This is a genomic window from Rhodococcus sp. MEB032 (genome assembly GCF_030208925.1).
In the GTDB taxonomy this organism is placed as follows: domain Bacteria; phylum Actinomycetota; class Actinomycetes; order Mycobacteriales; family Mycobacteriaceae; genus Rhodococcus_F; species Rhodococcus_F qingshengii.
This window is the reverse complement of sequence record NZ_JARVSY010000006.1, coordinates 1-17,775: the sequence shown is the minus strand read 5'-3', so window position 1 is coordinate 17,775 and position 17,775 is coordinate 1. Positions and strand designations below refer to the sequence as shown.

The following is a 17,775-nucleotide window of genomic DNA, read 5'->3' as shown; positions in this document are numbered from 1 at the left end:
ACTACTCACTCACTGTGGGCATGGTGATGCTCGCCGGGCAGGTCGTCGGGTGTCGCGAACATCTTTCGTTTCTCCCCGTGCAGGCGTGCGCTGATCCACCACGAGAGTTCCACGAGTACAACGCCGATCGCGCCGAGGGTGATCGCGAGCGTCGTCGCAGCGACGTTGCTCGGATCCAGTTTGAAGAACTCGCGGGTGAACGGCAGCGCGAACAGGATGAGGTATCCGGCCACCGACCCGCCGATCAGAACGAGCTTCCACCAGACGTACGGCCGAGCCACGACGGCCAGAACCCACACGGCGATCATGATCAACGTGATGAGCGCACTGGTTCCGGCCTGGATCTTCTGGGTTTCCGTCTGGTCCGGGCCTTGGTAAGCCAATACGTAGGAGATGAACGTGGTGATGCCGATGATCAGGCCCGACGGCAACGCCAGACGCATCACGCGCGAGACGAAACCGGTTCGCGCGCGCTCGTTGTTGGGTGCCAGAGACAAGATGAAGGCCGGGATACCGATCGTGAACCACGCTGCGATCGTGACGTGGCGGGGCAGGAACGGGTACGGCAGCGGTTCGAAGTCGAAGACCTGGGACAGGACGCCGGTGATGCCGATCAGGAACGCAAGCACCACCGAGTAGACGGTCTTGGTCAGGAACAGATTCGACACACGCTCGATGTTGCCGATCACTCGGCGGCCTTCCGCGACGACGTACGGGAGCGTCGCGAACTTGTTGTCCAGCAGCACGATCTGGGCCACGGCTCGGGTAGCCGGGCTGCCCGACCCCATCGAGACTCCGATGTCGGCGTCCTTGAGGGCGAGCACGTCGTTGACGCCGTCACCGGTCATCGCGACGGTATGTCCGCGAGACTGCAAGGCCGCGACCATTTCCCGCTTCTGATCCGGTCGCACTCGACCGAACGTCGTTGCTCCGTCGAGAGTGTCCGCCAGCTTTTCCTGATCGCTGGGCAGCTCTCGCGCGTCGATGGGGCGGTCGCCGCCTTCGAGTCCGAGGGATCCGGCAACGGCGCCGACGGAAACCGCGTTGTCGCCGGAAATGACCTTGACCGCGACCTTCTGGCTGGCGAAGTACTCCAACGTCTCCTGGGCGTCCGGGCGCACTTTCTGCTCGAGCACGACCAGAGCTTCGGGGGTGACGGTGCCAGGGGCGTCGGCGTCGTCGACGGGGAGGTCGCTGCTGCCGAGCATGAGGACACGAAGTCCGCTCGAACCCACTTCCTCGGCCTTGCGGGCCATTTCCGAGTCGGGATCGAGCAGCACGTCCGGGGCACCGAGTACCCAGTTGCCGTGACTGCCGTACGACTGGCCGCTCCACTTCTTCGCCGAGGAGAACGGCGCCACCGCTGTCGCTTCGCCCCACCCGGAGTCGTCGGAGAGAGACTCGCGAATCGCCAGGACACTCGCGTTGGGGCGAGGGTCGGACGCGGCCATCGCGCTCAACGCGGACTTGACCGCAGTCTCCCCCGATCCACCCGGTGCGACGTCGACCTCGGACAGGCGCATGCCGTTCTCGGTCAGCGTTCCGGTCTTGTCCGCGCACACCACGTCGACACGGGCCAGACCCTCGATCGCCGGCAACTCCTGAACGAGGCACTGGCGCTTGCCCAACCGGATCACACCGACCGCAAATGCAATGGACGTCATGAGCACAAGGCCTTCGGGAACCATCGGAACCAGAGCTGCCACCATGCCGTTGAGTGCCGGTCGGATCGGCAGGCCGATCGTGAAGAGCTGATTGAAGATGATCAGCGCACCCGCCGGAATCATCAGGTAGGTGATGAACTTCAGGATCTTGTCGATGCCGCTACGCAGTTCGGAATGCACGAGGGTGAACTTGCTCGCCTCTTCGGCCAGCTTGGCCGCGTATGCATCGCCGCCGACCTTGGTGGCGCGGTATGCACCGCTGCCCGCGGCAACAAAACTGCCCGACAACACTTGCTGGCCACTCGCCTTGTGAACCGGATCGGCCTCACCGGTGAGCAGCGATTCGTCGACCTCGAGTGCAGCCGAACTGACCACCTCACCGTCGACTACTATCTGGTCACCGGATCCGAGTTCGATAATGTCGTCGAGCACAACATCTTTGGGCGCCATCGCCACGGCGACGCCGTCACGCCTGACCATGGGCTTGGCCTGACTCACGATGGCCAGAGCGTCGAGCGTGCGCTTGGCGCGGATCTCCTGGATGATGCCGATACCGCTGTTCGCGATGATCAGCAGTCCGAACATGCCGTCGATGATCGAACCCGTCGCGAGCACGATCACCAACAACACGGTCAGGATCGCGTTGATGCGAGTGAAGACGTTGCCGCGAATGATGTCCTTGACCGAGCGGGACGCCCGGTCCGGTACATCGTTGGTTTGTCCCGACGCGATCCTTGCTGCAACCTGATCGGCGGTCAGACCGCGGGCGACGTCGACGTCGTCCGGCAATCGCTCAGGCGCTACCGCCACTGCTGTCTCTTCTGAACTGGTGTGCTCGTGAGCCATGGTCAAAGATTACGCACCCGGAGCAACTAATCAGGGTCGGACTCGTGTGGCAATGACGGCTACACGAAGATCACACCCGTGCGCCGCGGTTCTGCGATGCTGGTCGGAACGAGCAGAGAAGGCCATCGAGGAACGGTATGAAATACGTCTACAACGGTCTAGACGAGGCGCTTCGGTGCGAACGGCCCGTCGACCTGCCGATTTCTCTCGACCTCAACCGGACCGACAACGTGGTTGTCTGGTTGTCGGCGATTCGGGTTTACTCGTTCGGGATGATGTTCGCGATTGATGCCCGCTACGAGGATCCGGCACTCTCGCTGAGTCTCGGCACTTACGACGGGCGTCCCACGTTCACACATTTCAGCGCGCCGCTACTCCTCGGCCTCGGTTTCGCGGACGGATCATCGGTGACAACCGCGCAAAGAACGCGAGGCTCGCTGCTGGAGTTACGCACGGCTGAAAGCCGCTCGGGCTCAGTGCGCGGTGAGTATTTGCTGGCTCCGATACCGCCCGCCGGGCCGATCGATGTCGCAACTGCATGGCCTCAGCTGGGAATGGACGAGAAGGTTGTCACCCTCGACGGAGAAGGCATCGCATCCGCATCCGCAAGTGTCACACAACTATGGGAACCGAAACGACAACCCGATCCCGACCTCACCAGTGAACAAGTGACACATCAACTGCAGTACCAACGTGGGGGTTGGTTCGGAATCCGACTGGATTGAGGAAGATCCCGGGTGACTTTCGAGCACGGGCCGCAGTCAGCCCAGCGGTATCCACCACTTCGACGGCGGTGTCGGTGACAACGCGTCGATCCTGCCGCCCGGCATCGGGACCGACACTGTTGTGCCCGCATCTGCAGCCGACTCGTCGAGGCGAATGATCGGCTCCGACCACGAGTGAAACGCGAGGTTGAACGTCGCCCAGTGAATCGGGACGAAGACACCGCGCGACCCGTCGCCCTTGTTGAGGTCGATGTGCGTCTGCACTGCCTCTTCCGGATTCATGTGGATGTCCGGCCAGCGCACGTCGTACGCACCGACGGGGAGAAGCGTCAGATCGAAAGGCCCATAGGTTTCACCCAGCTGTTCGAAACGTGATGTGTATCCGCTGTCACCACCGAAGAAGACCCGGTGCTTCGGCCCGGCGAATACCCACGACGCCCACTGGGTCGTGTTCCGGACAAGGCCACGACCGGAGAAGTGACGAGCCTCCGTGCACGTGAGGACCAGGTCGCCGATCTTGGTCGACTCGTCCCAGTCCAATTCCACGATCCGGTTCTCGGGCACCTTCCAGTGCCGCAGGTGAGCCCCGATACCGATCGGCACGACGAACGGAGCGGTCTGTGTACGAGTCAGGGTCTTGACCGTAGCCATGTCGAGATGGTCGTAGTGATCGTGAGAGATGACTATCGCATCCACTGCAGGCAGTTCGGTCAAAGCCACCGGAGTGGGGTGCATGCGTGCGGGACCTACTGTGGCCGAGGGTGATACGCGTTCACTCCACACCGGATCGGCGAGAACGCGGTAGCCGTCGACCTCGACGAGAACGCTCGAATGGCCGTACCACGTCACCGCCGCGTCGCCGGCTGCCGCCGGTGCCAGCGGAGTGGCCAACGGAATCGGCCGACGCGGCCGACCCGTCGACCCTCGCGTGGCCATCGACTTGAACATTCCGACATCGGTGCCCGGAACCAGTGTGCTGCTGGGCTCCGAGTTGTGGAACTGGCGGTCCCGGTATCGCGGGGACATCGCCGCATACGGTTGCACCGTGTTTCGCGAGGCCCCGATCTGCGTCGGGATGCCCCATGCGGCTCGCGCCACCCACCCCGTCGCCGCGGCAACAGCAGCAACTCCGAGAACCGTCGTCTTCTTCATTCAGACGAGCGTAGCCACTATCTGCCCTGCGTGCCCGGCGCCTGTTTTCCCTGCAACCAGCTTTACTTACCCTTGAATACGGGAGGGCGGTTCTCGATGCGGGCAGCGCGGGCTTCCTGGACGTCCTCGCTGAGCCAGGCGGCGTGAAGCGCGTCGAGCTGCTCGGGAGACTGCTCCTCCATGGTGCCGTCGTCGTTGAGAACCATCTTCATGTGCCGCAACGACAGCGGTGCGAGATTCGCGATGCGGTGTGCCCATTCCTGAGCGTCGTCGAGGGTTCCGATTTTGTTGGCGAGGCCGCGAGTGAAGGCTTCTTCGGCGCCGATCTGTTCGATGCCGAGCAAAATGGTGCGCGCGGGACCGCCGCCGACCAGCGACGCGAGCCGACGCATCGTCCACTTGTCCACCGAGACACCGAGGGTGGCGGCCGGGATTCCGAAGCGAGCGCTCGGCGCTACGACGCGAAGATCCGACGCGATGGCCAGTTGTGTGCCCGCGCCGATGGCCGGACCGTTGACGGCAGCGATGACCGGGATGGGCGCCGTGTCGATAGAGCGAAGCATCTCGAACAGGCGATCGGTGAAGCCCTCCATGTAGACGTCGCCGGAAAGGTCCGCGCCTGCACAGAACGCCGATCCCTCACCGGTGATGACGACGACGTGCGCGTGCTCGGCTACCGCCGCGTTCATCGCGTCCCGTATTGCGATGCAGAGTTCCGCGCTGAGCGCATTACGACGCTCGTGACGCTGCAACTCGATGGTCACGACGTTGCCGTCACGGGAGAACCCGATCATGTCCGCTCACTTTCGTTTCTGGAAGGCTCGACACAGGGATGTTCCGAGGCGCCGATACCGTCCGCATACTTCTCTGCAGCTAAGTTCTGTACATCAGGAGGTTAGATTACCGATGAGTACAGACGACCTTGCCGCACAGCAACCACACCCGGTTGACGTGGTGGTGATCGGCGCCGGACAGGCCGGACTCTCCGCCGCGTACTACCTGCGCAAGTTCGGAATCGAGCCCGAATCGGGGTTCGTGGTGCTCGATCATGCGGCCGGTCCGGGCGGGGCGTGGCAGTTCCGTTGGCCGAGCCTGACACTGAGCACCGTCAACGGCGTCCATGACCTCCCGGGAATGTCCTTCGCGGAAACCACCGGTACAGACGCCGAACAGGTGCCTGCATCGGTGGCGGTCCCCCACTACTTCGAACTGTACGAAAAGCAATTCGAACTTCCCGTCCACCGCCCGGTACACACGCGAGTGGTGTGTCCGAGGGAAGAGCGCCTGCGGATCGAGACCGACCGGGGAGTATTCGCGGCGCGAGGCTTGATCAACGCGACGGGGACCTGGGAGCGGCCCTTCATCCCCCACTATCGCGGGGCCGAGTCGTTCCGTGGCCGACAACTGCACACGAAGGACTATCGAACCGCTGCCGAGTTCGAAGGCAAACATGTCGTCGTGGTCGGCGGCGGGATCTCGGCTGTCCAACTGCTCGACGAGATCTCACGCGTCACGACCACTACCTGGGTGACGCGGCGCGAACCCGAGTTCCGCGACGAGCCGTTCACGCCGGACATCGGCCGCGCTGCGGTTGCCATGGTCGAAGATCGTGTACGACGCGGCCTGCCACCGGGATCCGTTGTCTCGGTGACCGGCCTCCCGGTAACGCCTGCCATCCAGGCAGCGCGAGAGCGTGGTGTGATGAATCGACTGCCGATGTTCTCCGAAATTCTTCCGAACGGCGTGAAGTGGGCCGACGGTACCGTCGTCGACGCCGATGTCATCTTGTGGTGCACCGGTTTTCGTAGCTCACTCGATCACCTGGCGCCGTTGCACCTGCGCGGACCGGGTGGCGGAATCCCGATGACCGGGCGCCTCGCCACGCAGGTCGAAGCCGACCCTCGCGTGCACCTGGTGGGATACGGACCGTCGTCGTCGACGATCGGAGCCAACCGCGCCGGCCAAGCGGCAGCGCGCGAACTGACCGCGTACCTGGGAATCGGCGAATGAACAGAATCCTTGTTCCGGGCGAAACCTGCTGGCGCATCGAACCGGCGGACAATCTTGCCTGCATCGTCGACGCCGCTGACTACTTTCATCATGCGAAGTCCGCAATGCTGCAAGCTGAAAAGCGAATCATGTTGATCGGCTGGGACTTCGACACGCGCATCAAACTCGAACCAGGCGAGCAGACTCTCGACGGCCCCAACCGGTTGGGAATGTTCCTCCGCTGGCTCGTCCGCGAGAAACCCGACCTCGAAATCCTCGTACTCAAATGGAACATCGGCGCGTTCACCGCAATCGGCCGCGGCATGACTCCCGTCTTCGTGTCCAACTGGCTGACCGACGAGCGCCTACGGTTCGAGATCGACGGCGCCCACCCGGTTGGTGCGGCGCACCATCAGAAAATCATCGTCATCGACGACGCTCTGGCGTTCTGCGGCGGCATCGACATGACTGTGGACCGCTGGGACACCTCGGATCACGTCGACCGAAACGATTATCGAATCACGCCGAGCGGAAGGCGTTACGGCCCTTGGCATGACGCAACCACGGCGGTCGACGGCAATGCGGCTGCGGCCATCGGCGAATTGGCGCGGGCACGCTGGAAATCCGCAACCGGCGAGGATCTGACACCGGTCAAGAGCACTGCGACTCCGTGGCCCGTCAATTTGGCTCCCACCTTGCGGGTGGTCGACGTAGCCGTCGCCAGAACATTGCCGGAACTCGGCGAGCGCGCGGAGGTTCGTGAGATCGAGGCGTTGTATCTCGCCGCCATCGCCGGCGCCGAACACACGCTGTACATCGAAAGCCAGTACCTCGCCTCACGCACGCTGGCCGAGGCGATTGCCGCGCGCCTGCGTGAGGACGACGGACCGGAAATCGTTCTGGTCATTCCGCGCAACGCCGACGGTTGGCTGGAACAAAAGGCGATGGACGGGGCGCGCCACGACCTGCTGCATCTGCTGTGGTCCGCTGACATCCACGACCGTTTCGGTGCGTTTTATCCCGTGACCTCCTCTGGCGCACCCATTTACGTACATGCCAAGGTTCTCGTGATGGACGATCGCCTCCTGCGAATCGGGTCGTCGAATCTCAACAACCGTTCGATGGGCTTCGACACCGAGTGCGACATCGCCGTCGAATCCGACGACGACGCAGATGTCGAGTTGCGCGCCTCGATCATCGGATTGAGGCGCCGGCTACTCAGCGAGCACCTCGACGTCACCGAGGAAGAAGTCGACGACGCGTCGGGTGAGCAGTCACTGTTGTCGACGGTTCGCGCTCTCTCGACCTCCGACGCTCGCAGTCTGCGCGAATTCGACCGGAACACAGTCGACGGCGAAGACCACGTGCTCGCTGAAAATGCACTGATGGATCCCGAGCGCACGCCGCCCAGACTGAGCGATCGAATCGAAGGATTGCGCCGCCTGCTCGGCAAACGCTGAGACTCTAGAACACGCGCACGCAGTGCCCGGTTGCCAGCGCGAGTTCGACGAGCGTTGCACCGTGAACACTCGGGACGAGCGCGAGGAGAAACGTATCGCTGTCGCTGTCGAGCCAGGCAAGTGAAACGCCCGTATCGGTGATGTTGTCGCCGATACGGGCGAGAAGCGATTCGAGTCCGGCAGCTCGATCGAAGGCCACGACAAGACTGTCCGCCCACTCCCACGATCCCGCCGGCGCCGACGTGAGCACTCGCAGCTGACCCAGAACCTCGGCAGCATCCTCGTTCCAGTCCACCCAGACCAGGCGTTCTTGTTCGTGCAATGCGTCGACGAGAGCAAACCACGCCATTTCCGGGTGTGGCTTCTCGAGCGTCTGTGAGTACAACTCGTTCTGCACTTCGACATACCGTTCCGGTTGGTCGATCGCGAGAGTCACACGATCGATGACAACAGCGCTGTCAGGGGCGAGCAGTTCGGCGATCGCGCGCAACGCGTCGCGAGCAGTTCCACTCACTATGGCTCCAAGTTCAATTCGGTCATCGGTGCGGTTTCCACATTCTGACATGCGTGTGCGCCTCGTTCGGACGTGTCCTCGATGTCGGGACACGAGCCAGATGCTTGCCGTGAGTTCCACGAATTCCCGGGCAGCACCGCTCGCCGAGCTACCAAATTGGACTTTCCGGCTATCCCATTCGCCGCACTTGTCCGTTTACCCTTTCACCTGGCCTTACAATCCGGATATAGTCATCGGCGATCCAAGAAGCCAACTGGGATGTAGCGAGCCAGCGAACAGTCTGTTACCGTTCAGCTAACTACCCCTTCTGGTCAAACCGGATCGAAGGGGTTCGGGCAATGACCCACGGGGGGTTGACGTGAAGGGGCCATGTTCCGCATGAAACACGATTCACACACGACAACCTCTTGGTGGTCGATCGGCGAATGGCGCCTGGGATGGAAGGTCATCGCCGTTCTCGCATTGCCGATGATCGTCGCCGTCGTCCTCGGAGCCCTTCGCGTTCAGACGGAACTCGAAGAAGCCGCACAGCTGAGTTCCTCGTCCGAGCGCGCCCTCGCTGTGCCCGCCGCGATCAATCTCGAATCCGCGCTGTACGAGCTCGCCGAAGCCGCATCGGCACGCGCTGACACCGGCCCCGCCACACAAGCGGTTTCGGACGCAATGGATCAACTGGTCGACGCCGCGCGCGCGTTCCAGTCCGACGACGATCTCAACGACCAAGTGACTTCGGCGCTCGCAGAGAGCCGTTCCATCACGGAGGAGGTCGCCGCCGGCGCGGTGGCTCCCGCACGCTTGGTTTCGCGGGTCGGCGAAGTCTCTCGCGCACTCTCGAGCACCTTCACCAGCGTCGTCGAGCATTCTCAGCGTCCGGCGCTGCGCGAAGAGGGTGGCCGACTCTCAGCACTCTGGGATGCGCGACGAGCACTGGCCGAACAACGAATCCTCTTCGGCTCAGGTGATCCGGACCAGCAGGCTCGTACCTCGATGGTCAGTGCCGCCGGTGCCGAACTGGTCGCTCTGAACAACATTCTCGCCATCGACGGGAGCAACGACACCGTCCGGACCCTCAGCAACTCCGCTCAGAACCGGATCAACGCACTCGGATCAACCCCGTCGACCTCTCCTCTGGGGAGCCGCGTCGGTACCGATCTGAAATCCGGAAACGACCAGTACAAAAGCCTGACCGACACCACCGTCACCGAGTTCGGCGATACCGTCACCGCTGAATCCAATGCAGCACGAACCGCAGCACTTCGTGACACTGCAATCGTGCTCGGCGCGGTCCTGCTGGCACTGGCCATCGCCCTCGTCATCAGCCGATCGCTCATCGATCCGATCCGTCGGCTGCGATTTGCCGCATTGCAAGCAGCACGACGCGGACTCCCCGACGCGATCGAACGAATTCGCGCAGGTGCCAGTATCGACGACGTCGACTTCGCCCGTGTACCGATCCGCACCCACGAGGAAATCGGCGAGCTTGCACGCGCGGTGGACGACATGCACGGTCAGGCCATCACGCTGGCCGGCGAGCAGGCCACCCTGCGGCGCCAGGTCAACGACATGTTCGAAACGCTGTCGAGGCGTAACAAGTCCCTCGTCGACCAGCAACTCGGTTTGATCGAACAGTTGGAGCAGGACGAAGACGACCCTCGTCGCCTCGAGAATCTGTTCCGGCTCGACCACATCGCCGCGAGAATGCGTAGAAACGGCGACAACTTGTTGGTTCTCGCCGGAACCGATATACGCCGCGCCAGAACCGCCCCCGTCGCTCTCGGCGATATCCTTCGTGCGGCGGTATCAGGCGTCGAGGAATATCGACGCGTCGAACTCGGGCAGATACCGCCCGGAGTCGTCACCGGTCATGCTGCCCCGGACGTCGTTCACCTCATCGCTGAACTGCTCGACAATTCTCTGCGGTACTCCCCGCCGGAGACCACCGTCTCCATCAACGCTGCCCGCACCATCGACGGCTCCATGATCGTCGAGATCGCAGATCTCGGTATCGGCATGTCGCCTGCCGATATCCTCGATGCCAACGAGCGCCTCGCCGCCGGCGGCGAGATGAGCGCGGATACAGCGCGTCGCATGGGTTTGTTCGTCGTGAGCCGAATCAGTCGTCGCTACAACATCTCTGTGCGCCTGCGCCCGACGGCAACGTCGTCGACGCACAGCGGCATCACCGCAACGGTGCTCCTACCGACGTCGATACTCGATTCTTCTCGGGGACCCGAGATCCGCACGCCGCGAACCGGACCCGTGCCCACGCTCGATCGGACTCCGCCGCCCGCACCGTCTGAACCGTCCTGGTCAAAGCCCGTCCCGACCGAATTGGCACCCCCGCAGCCTGCGACCAGAAGTTTCGCAGATCTCCCGCGTCGAACGCCCAGCAACAGCACCGACCGGACTGAGACGTTCGCCCCGATCACACCGCAATCCATTCCCACGACAACAGCGCCTTCGGGGTTGCCACGTCGCACTCCGGGCACAAGTGGAGTACCGGCGGTCAGTACCTCGACTCCGACCACTGCTGCACCCGCCACCTCCGTGTCGTCCTTCGCTCCTCTGCCCGATCCCGAAGGCACAAGCGCATCGACGTCCCTTCCCGTGCGTACTCCTTCGCCGGAATTCACCTCGCCGGCACAGGGTCCCGAGATCCCGGTGGGTCCACACCCGTCGACAACCCCGCCGCCACGGCACCGGCTCTCAGCCCCGACGCCGACAAATACTGCGGCGTTCTTCTCCTCGCGCACCCGTGACGGGCTCTCTGCTCGCGCATCGGCGCGCGCTGACGGCGCGGGAGAGGGCAACTCGAACGGCGTACTCGCTGCCCCGACCACGATGCCGATTTTCGCCCGGATGGTGTCCGAGTGGCTCGTGGACCCGACGGCGGAGACTTCAGCTGCTTCCACCGGCAGTGCTTGGACCACCGACGCGGATCAAGGCTGGCTGGCCGCTCGGACCTCGTTCGAGATGCCGGTCACCAAGATCGCCGATTCCGGACTTCCCATTCGAGACCGCGGAGCCCGCCTGGTTCCCGGTGCCGTCGGGAGAGGCGGAACGACACAGCGCCATGCATCCAATCCGGCGGACGTCCAACGTGGTTGGAGCAGTTACCAATCCGGCGTACAACGAGGGCGTCGGCGCGCTGCCGACCATGAGCCCGATGGCGGACAGTCTTTCGAATCGTCCACGATGTTGCACAACGATGAAGGAGAACAGTGAACACTGTCGGAGCCCAAGAGACTCCCCGCGCACTCGACTGGCTGGTATCGGCTTTTGCCCGAGACGTGCCGGGTGTGAGTCACGCGATCATCGTCTCAGCCGACGGGTTGTTGACGGCCTCGAGCACACATCTTCCGCTCGATCGGGCCGATCAATTAGCCGCTGTCACTTCCGGACTCGCCAGCCTGTCCGCGGGGGCGTCACGCCTCTTCGACGGTGGAGCCGTCATGCAGTCCGTCGTCGAGATGGAGAACGGCTACCTGCTTCTCATGGGCGTCGGTAGTGGCGCTTACCTTGCCGCTCTCGCTGTCGCCGGATGCGACATCGGCCAGATCGGTTACGAAATGGCGACTCTCGTCGATCGCGTCGGCACCACCATGGACATTGCCCCGAGAACATCGCAGGGTATTTGAGTTCGATGCCTCACCATCAATCCGAGTACGACGACGCCGAACCGAGCTTGGTCCGGCCGTACGCGCTCACCGAAGGTCGGACCCTGCCGTCCATCGACCTCCCACTCGAAGCGATCATCGCGACGATCGAAGACGCGGTCTCGAACAATCTTGCACCGCAGGATATTCGTGCATCGATCGTCGCACTCTGCGAGCAGCGGATCTCGGTTGCCGAGATCGCTGCCCACCTGGGTGTTCCGATCGGAGTCGTGCGGGTACTGGTCGCCGACCTCGTAGTAGCCGGATCACTGGAAATACATGCCACTCTGCGAAGCGACGCATCTCGAGTCGAGCGACGCGAACTGATCGAAAGGACCCTCAGTGGACTTCGGGCACTCTGACTCATCGTCTCGCGTGAAATCGACAAAAATCGTGATCGCCGGGGGTTTCGGTGTTGGCAAGACAACACTTGTGGGGACCGTCTCCGAAATCGTCCCCCTTCGCACGGAGGCCATGGTCACCGACGCCAGCGACGGTATCGACAATCTCGGATCCACTCCCGACAAGAGCACCACGACGGTCGCGATGGACTTCGGGCGCATCACTCTCGCCGACGACCTGGTCCTCTATCTGTTCGGAACCCCGGGACAGCGCCGCTTCTGGTTCATGTGGGACGACCTGATCACCGGTGCGATCGGTGCGGTCATTCTGGTCGACACGCGTCGCCTGGAAGACAGCTTCGCCGCAGTCGACTTCTTCGAGGCGCGAGGCCTCCCGTTCATCGTGGCGGTCAACCGTTTCGACGGCGCACCAATCCATTCGGCGAGCGATCTCCGCCAGGCGTTGGCTCTACCCAACCGGGTTCCCATGATCGAGATCGACGCCCGAAACCGCGAATCAGCCAAACGCGCGCTGATCGCCGTCACCGAATACTCCCTCGAACGACTTGCAGCTGAAGCAGTCGTCTAGATGAATCACCAGATGCGAATCGTCGCCGAAAGGAACTGGCATGTCGGATGAAATGCACCATTTCTCGATGGGAATCTGGCTGCTCGGACTCGCCTACGTCGTGTCCGTGGTCGGGTCGGTAGTCGGCCTGGCGTGCACCAGGCATTCAGCGTCGGCGACGACAACCGCCACACGCATGCGATGGCTCGCCATGGCTGCCTTGTCGATCGGTGGCGTCGCCATCTGGCTCATGCATTTCATCGCCATGCTCGGCTTCGCGGTCCCCGGCAGTCCCATTCGATACAACCTCGGATGGACCGTGATCTCCGCGATCATCTCAGTAGGGGCCGTGTTTGTCGGCCTGCTGATCATCGGGACCGAATTTCGCTGGACGCGGCTTCTGATCGGGGGCGTGGTAACCGGTCTCGCCGTGAACATCATGCATTACACGGGTATGCGCGCCTTGCGCTTTCAGGGCGAGATCCACTACGACCTGCTCTTCGTTGCACTGTCGGTTCTCATCGCAGTCGTCGCCGGAACCGCTGCACTGTGGTTCACCATGGTGCTCGAGTCCACGATTCTGCGTTTTGTCGCCGGAATCATCATGGGCATCGCTGTCGTCGGTATGCACTACACCGGAATGGCCGCTGTCGAGGTTGTTCACGACGCGGCAGCCCCGGCGCCACAGGGACTCGAAGTGTTCTCATTCCTCTTCCCTGTCTTCGTTCTCGGCCTGCTGGCGTTGGCAGTTCCGATTGTCGCAGTGCTGACAGCACCCAACCGCGCGACGGCACGAATGGAATCCGCCGCCGACGATCTGGCGTTCGAAGCACGAGAGTTCGCGATCTCGAACTGAGCGAGTACGGGGCGAGTACGGGGCGAGTTCACGTAAATCGACAACGCCCCGTACATTTCGGGGATGGTGGATGCCGGACACAACCCCCAGCCATCGACTCGCGCAACGCTCGTCGTGATCGGTGGTTTGCCGGCCACCGGCAAGTCGACGATCGCGCGGGCGCTTGCGCAGCGTCACCAAATCCCCTTCGTGCGGATCGATACCATCGAACAGGCGCTGATCCGCAGCGGTATCGCTGACGGGTCCGGGACCGCCGGATACATCACCGGGTACGCGCTCGCCGCCGAACAATTGCGACTCGGACTTTCGGTCGTGGTCGAATGCGTCAACCCCGTCGAGGCGACACGAGACGCCTGGTCCGCTACCGCACAACATAATTCGGCGCGCCTGCTCGGTGTCGAGGTCATCTGTTCGGATCCCGACGAGCATCGCAGACGCGCTGAACGGCGAGTCGTCGACATCCCGGATCTCGTACCACCGACGTGGCAGGAAATTCTGGATCGAGACTACGAGCCGTGGACTACGGAACGGCTGGTGCTCGACACCGCAATCATGGACTCCGACAGTGCAGTACGACGCATCACAGCAAAGATGCTGTAGCGTGCGAGCTGCTCACAAGGTGAGAACGAAGAATGCGCTGTTCGGGTCTTCGCGGTAGTTCCCGAACGGTGGACAAGGCACGAACCCGAATTTCGCGTACAACCGGCGAGCTGGATCGAAGAACTCTTGCGTACCGGTCTCCAATTCGAGTTGCCGGTAACCTCGTTGTCTCGACTCGTCCACGACGTGTTGAAGAAGTCGCGTTCCCACGCCACGCCCCCTTGCTGCCGATGACGTTCGCATCGACTTGATCTCGCCGCCCGCCGACGACCGTTCCTTGAGCGCGACGCAACCGAGTAACTCGTCACCTTCGCTCCACAGCGTCCACATGGTCACAGAGATATCCATCAGCCCCGCGACGTCCAGCGCGTGAACGCTGTCCGAGGGCGAGGTCGCGTGCATGTCGGCGAGATGTTCGGTGAGTAGAGCACGGACCGCATCCCGACTCAGGTCGTCAATTTCGATTCGCACAGACCCTCACTGTCCTCTTCGCTTCCGGCAGCATCGAATGAAAGTATGACTGTCCGTCACTTCGCCGAAGGCCTGGCCCGAACGTGGATGCGTTCTCCTTGGGGGCCGAACAGACTCAGTACCTCGACCGGGCCGCGCCCGTCACTGCCGAACCAATGCGGGTTTCGGGTGTCGAATTCAGCAGCTTCACCCGTACCCATCACGATGTCGTGATCGGCCAACACCAACCGCAACCTCCCCGACAACACGTACAGCCATTCGTAGCCGTCGTGCACTTGGGGATCCGGTTCCGTCTGGCTTGCCGGGATGGTCATCTTGAATGCCTGCAACCCACCCGGTTGCCGAGTCAGCGGCAATACCGTTCGCCCACTGACGCTTCGAGGCGCACTCTGGATGCGTGGATCGGCGACCTGCGGTGCCGCCACCAGTTGGTCCAACGGCACTTGGTGGGCAAGCGCGATCGGAAGCAGCAACTCCAAGCTCGGGCGACGCTCCCCCGCTTCGAGCCTCGACAGGGTGCTCTTCGAAATACCGGTGGACTCGGACAGCGCTGTGAGCGTGACGTTCCTCTGTGTACGAATGCGTTTGAGGCGCGCGCCGATCTGCGAGATGGCGGCATCGATGTGCGGACCGTTGACATTCATGGTGCCGAGTCTGACGACGATTCCCAGAAATGGCAACATTAGTTGCTGAAGAACCCCCTCCGCGAGCAATCTGTGCTCATGCGAACACACACTGAAACTGAGATCCTCGACGCCGTGATCGTCGGCGGTGGCGCCGCCGGACTCAGCGCAGCCCTGGTGTTGGGTCGTGCTCGGCGCTCGGTCGCCCTCATCGATTCCGGCAAACCGCGCAACGCACCGGCAGCACACATGCACGGCTTCCTCTCGCGCGACGGCATGGCGCCACGTGAGTTGCTCGCCGTCGGACGCAGCGAATTGCAGACGTACGGAGTGGAATTGACACAAGATGACGTAGTCGACATCTCCTGGCGCGGTATCGAACCCGGCTTTGTCGTCGAACTTTCAGGAGGCACGACGCTCGAAACTCGTACTGTGCTGGTTGCCACCGGTCTACGGGATTCACTCCCGGAAATACCAGGCATCCAGGAGCTTTGGGGACAAAGCGTGCTCCATTGCCCGTACTGCCATGCGTACGAGATCAGCGACCAACCGATCGGCGTTCTCGGCGGCGACGCTCGCGAGATGTCACTTCACCAGGCGTTTCTACTCCGACAGTGGTCGTCGGATGTGACGTTCTTCCCCGACAAGATCTCGCTCACCCCCGACGAACGCGCGCGACTGGCTGCCCGAGGAGTGACGGTTGCCGACGGATCGGTATCTGGATTGGTCTGCGAGAAAAGCAAACTGAAAGCCGTCGAACTCGACAACGGCCAACTTGTTGCGCGCTCAGCACTGTTCGTTGCGCCGCGTTTCGTTCCGAACGACGCACATCTGACGCGACTCGGCTGCAAAACCAGCCCCACGGGATTCGTGGCTGTCGATCGTTCCGGCGCCACCGGTGTTCCTGGTATCTGGGGCGCCGGCAACGTCGTCGACCCTCGCGCCCAGGTAATCAATGCTGCGGCGGCAGGTTCGACCGCGGCAATCGCGATCAACGGATATCTGGTCGAGCAAGACGTCGAATCGGCTCTCCGTTCGACCGAGCCGGAAGGGGGCTTCTCGGCGACCGTGGAGCAACGCGTCTGCGAGTTGAACGGCGGCAGCGCCCTCCACGGCTTGTGACCGAGGTGTCTACGTCGCGGGGCCGCCGTGCAACTTCTCGTAGGCGGCCTTCTCGGCGTCGTGGCGCGAGATCTTCTTCGGGTTCTCGAGGTCGGAAGGCAAACCGTGACGCTCGAGGCGACGCGACCTGTTCTGAGCCATGTAGGAGACCGAATAGAACAGTGCCAGAAGCACTCCGAGCAGCACCATCGATGCCCGCAGGGCCCACGGTCCGGGGAAGAGCATGAAAGCCGCGAACACTGGAATGAACGGCACCATGCTTCGGATCAGGTGACGCGGCACGGCCCAGTCACCTATCAGGTCGTTTCGTACCCAGTCCTGCATCGAATCGGGCAGCTTGCGCCCCACTGAATAACCCAACCACTGAAGAGGATTCGGGCTCGTACGTTGCTTTTTGGAAGTCACGGAAGTCACCTGTTCGGTACGCATCGACGGTACTGACGCAGTCATCACGTTTCTTTCGGATGCAGTCATCACATTTCTCTCATTGGTCCAAGGCTCCGGCGCGGAGCGCGGCCTCGTTGACCCGCGTCAGAACGTTGTGGAGTTCTTCGAGTTCGGCGAGGCTGACGCCGAGCTTCGCGACAACCGCCGGCGGGATCTTCTCCGCCTCCGCGCGCAGTGCCACACCGGCTTCGGTGAGGTCCACGTCCAGTTGCCGTTCGTCGGCGCGGCTACGGGTTCGCGTGATCAGCCCGGACGCCTCGAGTCGCTTGAGGAGCGGCGACAGCGTCGGCGAATCGAGTTGCAGTGCCTGCCCGATTTCCTTGACCGCCATCGGCGACTTTCCCCACAGTGCCAGCATCACCAGGTACTGGGGATGCGTGAGGCCCATCGGCTCGAGCAGTGGCCGGTAGACGGACAGCACCGCCCGGTTCGCGACCGCAAGTGCAAAGCACACCTGCCGGTCGAGAGCCAGCGGATCATCCATCTGCGTCTGCGGAGCCTTCGTCGTCATGAATCCGATGTTATCAGATTAATTAGTGCAGCAACTATTATTGCACTAATCAATCTGGCGATGATCGTCACTCTTCTCCAACGTCGACGTGGGTTGCCCGGTGAGACCCACGTGCGCTTCCGCCCTCATTCGCTCCACCATGTGCGGGTAGTGCAGCTCGAACGCCGGACGCTCACTGCGGATGCGCGGCAACTCGGTGAAGTTGTGACGCGGCGGCGGGCAGGTGGTTG

At 62.6% G+C, this 17,775-nt stretch carries 18 protein-coding genes and 1 pseudogene; 10 read left to right on the top strand and 9 right to left on the bottom strand.

The genetic code is table 11. The annotated features are described in order from the left end of the window. Positions 1 to 5 precede the first annotated feature (5 nt). Complete coding sequence (locus QRN54_RS06145) at positions 6 to 2,510, bottom strand: cation-translocating P-type ATPase (RefSeq protein ID WP_003940410.1); 2,505 nt, start codon at positions 2,508 to 2,510, stop codon at positions 6 to 8. A gap of 137 nt (positions 2,511 to 2,647) precedes the next feature. On the opposite strand from QRN54_RS06145, the gene QRN54_RS06140 reads away from it, so the two are divergent. Continuing rightward, positions 2,648 to 3,235 carry a hypothetical protein gene (locus QRN54_RS06140; RefSeq protein ID WP_211920739.1) on the top strand — a complete coding sequence of 196 codons (588 nt, stop codon included), beginning with the start codon at positions 2,648 to 2,650 and terminating at the stop codon, positions 3,233 to 3,235. Positions 3,236 to 3,271: 36 nt separating this feature from the next. Here the strand turns inward: QRN54_RS06140 and QRN54_RS06135 are convergent, their stop codons facing one another. Together QRN54_RS06135 and QRN54_RS06130 are read right to left on the bottom strand one after the other, a co-directional pair. Further along, entirely contained in the window at positions 3,272 to 4,387 is a 1,116-nt protein-coding gene (locus QRN54_RS06135; RefSeq protein WP_081558270.1) for an MBL fold metallo-hydrolase, read from the bottom strand. 62 nt (positions 4,388 to 4,449) lie between these two features. Further along, positions 4,450 to 5,181: an enoyl-CoA hydratase gene (locus tag QRN54_RS06130; RefSeq protein WP_003940192.1), complete on the bottom strand. Its 732-nt coding sequence runs from the start codon at positions 5,179 to 5,181 to the stop codon at positions 4,450 to 4,452. 112 nt (positions 5,182 to 5,293) lie between these two features. Here QRN54_RS06130 and QRN54_RS06125 point away from each other — a divergent pair, with 112 nt between their 5' ends. Together QRN54_RS06125 and QRN54_RS06120 are read left to right on the top strand one after the other, a co-directional pair. Further along, positions 5,294 to 6,397, top strand: a complete 1,104-nt coding sequence (locus QRN54_RS06125; protein WP_285181744.1) for an NAD(P)-binding domain-containing protein — start codon at positions 5,294 to 5,296, stop codon at positions 6,395 to 6,397. Further along, positions 6,394 to 7,836 (top strand): phospholipase D-like domain-containing protein, encoded by a 1,443-nt coding sequence (locus tag QRN54_RS06120; protein WP_064443868.1) that lies wholly within the window; start codon positions 6,394 to 6,396, stop codon positions 7,834 to 7,836. The genes QRN54_RS06125 and QRN54_RS06120 overlap by 4 nt, the downstream gene beginning before the upstream one ends. Positions 7,837 to 7,840: 4 nt before the next feature. On the opposite strand, the gene QRN54_RS06115 is transcribed toward QRN54_RS06120, so the two are convergent. Further along, positions 7,841 to 8,350 carry a DUF6630 family protein gene (locus QRN54_RS06115; RefSeq protein WP_030534948.1) on the bottom strand — a complete coding sequence of 170 codons (510 nt, stop codon included), beginning with the start codon at positions 8,348 to 8,350 and terminating at the stop codon, positions 7,841 to 7,843. Positions 8,351 to 8,728: 378 nt separating this feature from the next. Between QRN54_RS06115 and QRN54_RS06110 the strand changes: the two genes are divergently transcribed. From QRN54_RS06110 to QRN54_RS06085, 6 genes are all read left to right on the top strand, one after another. Continuing rightward, complete coding sequence (locus QRN54_RS06110) at positions 8,729 to 11,575, top strand: ATP-binding protein (RefSeq protein ID WP_285181743.1); 2,847 nt, start codon at positions 8,729 to 8,731, stop codon at positions 11,573 to 11,575. Then, positions 11,572 to 11,988 carry a roadblock/LC7 domain-containing protein gene (locus QRN54_RS06105; RefSeq protein WP_003940329.1) on the top strand — a complete coding sequence of 139 codons (417 nt, stop codon included), beginning with the start codon at positions 11,572 to 11,574 and terminating at the stop codon, positions 11,986 to 11,988. Before QRN54_RS06110 ends, QRN54_RS06105 begins: the two co-directional genes overlap by 4 nt. Before the next feature lie 5 nt (positions 11,989 to 11,993). Then, the gene (locus QRN54_RS06100) at positions 11,994 to 12,368 is read left to right on the top strand and encodes a DUF742 domain-containing protein (RefSeq protein WP_007727785.1); all 375 of its coding nucleotides are present in this window, start codon (positions 11,994 to 11,996) and stop codon (positions 12,366 to 12,368) included. Then, entirely contained in the window at positions 12,349 to 12,936 is a 588-nt protein-coding gene (locus QRN54_RS06095; RefSeq protein WP_003940118.1) for a GTP-binding protein, read from the top strand. Before QRN54_RS06100 ends, QRN54_RS06095 begins: the two co-directional genes overlap by 20 nt. Before the next feature lie 40 nt (positions 12,937 to 12,976). Then, on the top strand, positions 12,977 to 13,771 hold the full coding sequence (locus tag QRN54_RS06090; protein ID WP_003939865.1) for an MHYT domain-containing protein: 795 nt from the start codon (positions 12,977 to 12,979) through the stop codon (positions 13,769 to 13,771). 63 nt (positions 13,772 to 13,834) lie between these two features. Further along, positions 13,835 to 14,371 carry a P-loop nucleotide/nucleoside kinase family protein gene (locus QRN54_RS06085; protein WP_054781217.1) on the top strand — a complete coding sequence of 179 codons (537 nt, stop codon included), beginning with the start codon at positions 13,835 to 13,837 and terminating at the stop codon, positions 14,369 to 14,371. 12 nt (positions 14,372 to 14,383) lie between these two features. Here the strand turns inward: QRN54_RS06085 and QRN54_RS06080 are convergent, their stop codons facing one another. Both QRN54_RS06080 and QRN54_RS06075 read right to left on the bottom strand, forming a co-directional pair. Beyond that, positions 14,384 to 14,842 carry a GNAT family N-acetyltransferase gene (locus QRN54_RS06080; protein ID WP_285181742.1) on the bottom strand — a complete coding sequence of 153 codons (459 nt, stop codon included), beginning with the start codon at positions 14,840 to 14,842 and terminating at the stop codon, positions 14,384 to 14,386. A 56-nt stretch (positions 14,843 to 14,898) separates the two neighbouring features. Beyond that, a complete protein-coding gene (locus QRN54_RS06075; protein ID WP_007727793.1) occupies positions 14,899 to 15,525 on the bottom strand; it encodes a helix-turn-helix domain-containing protein in 627 nt (208 codons plus the stop codon). A gap of 33 nt (positions 15,526 to 15,558) precedes the next feature. Between QRN54_RS06075 and QRN54_RS06070 the strand changes: the two genes are divergently transcribed. After that, positions 15,559 to 16,587, top strand: coding sequence for an NAD(P)/FAD-dependent oxidoreductase (locus tag QRN54_RS06070; protein ID WP_064687573.1), 1,029 nt, complete (start codon positions 15,559 to 15,561; stop codon positions 16,585 to 16,587). A gap of 9 nt (positions 16,588 to 16,596) precedes the next feature. Here the strand turns inward: QRN54_RS06070 and QRN54_RS06065 are convergent, their stop codons facing one another. The 3 genes and pseudogenes from QRN54_RS06065 to QRN54_RS06055 form a co-directional block, all read right to left on the bottom strand. Then, positions 16,597 to 17,016 (bottom strand): DUF5313 family protein, encoded by a 420-nt coding sequence (locus tag QRN54_RS06065; RefSeq protein WP_042451127.1) that lies wholly within the window; start codon positions 17,014 to 17,016, stop codon positions 16,597 to 16,599. Positions 17,017 to 17,071: 55 nt separating this feature from the next. After that, entirely contained in the window at positions 17,072 to 17,545 is a 474-nt protein-coding gene (locus tag QRN54_RS06060; protein WP_003939892.1) for a MarR family winged helix-turn-helix transcriptional regulator, read from the bottom strand. A 45-nt stretch (positions 17,546 to 17,590) separates the two neighbouring features. Further along, positions 17,591 to 17,775 (bottom strand): annotated as a pseudogene (locus tag QRN54_RS06055) (cytochrome ubiquinol oxidase subunit I); the annotation flags it as partial.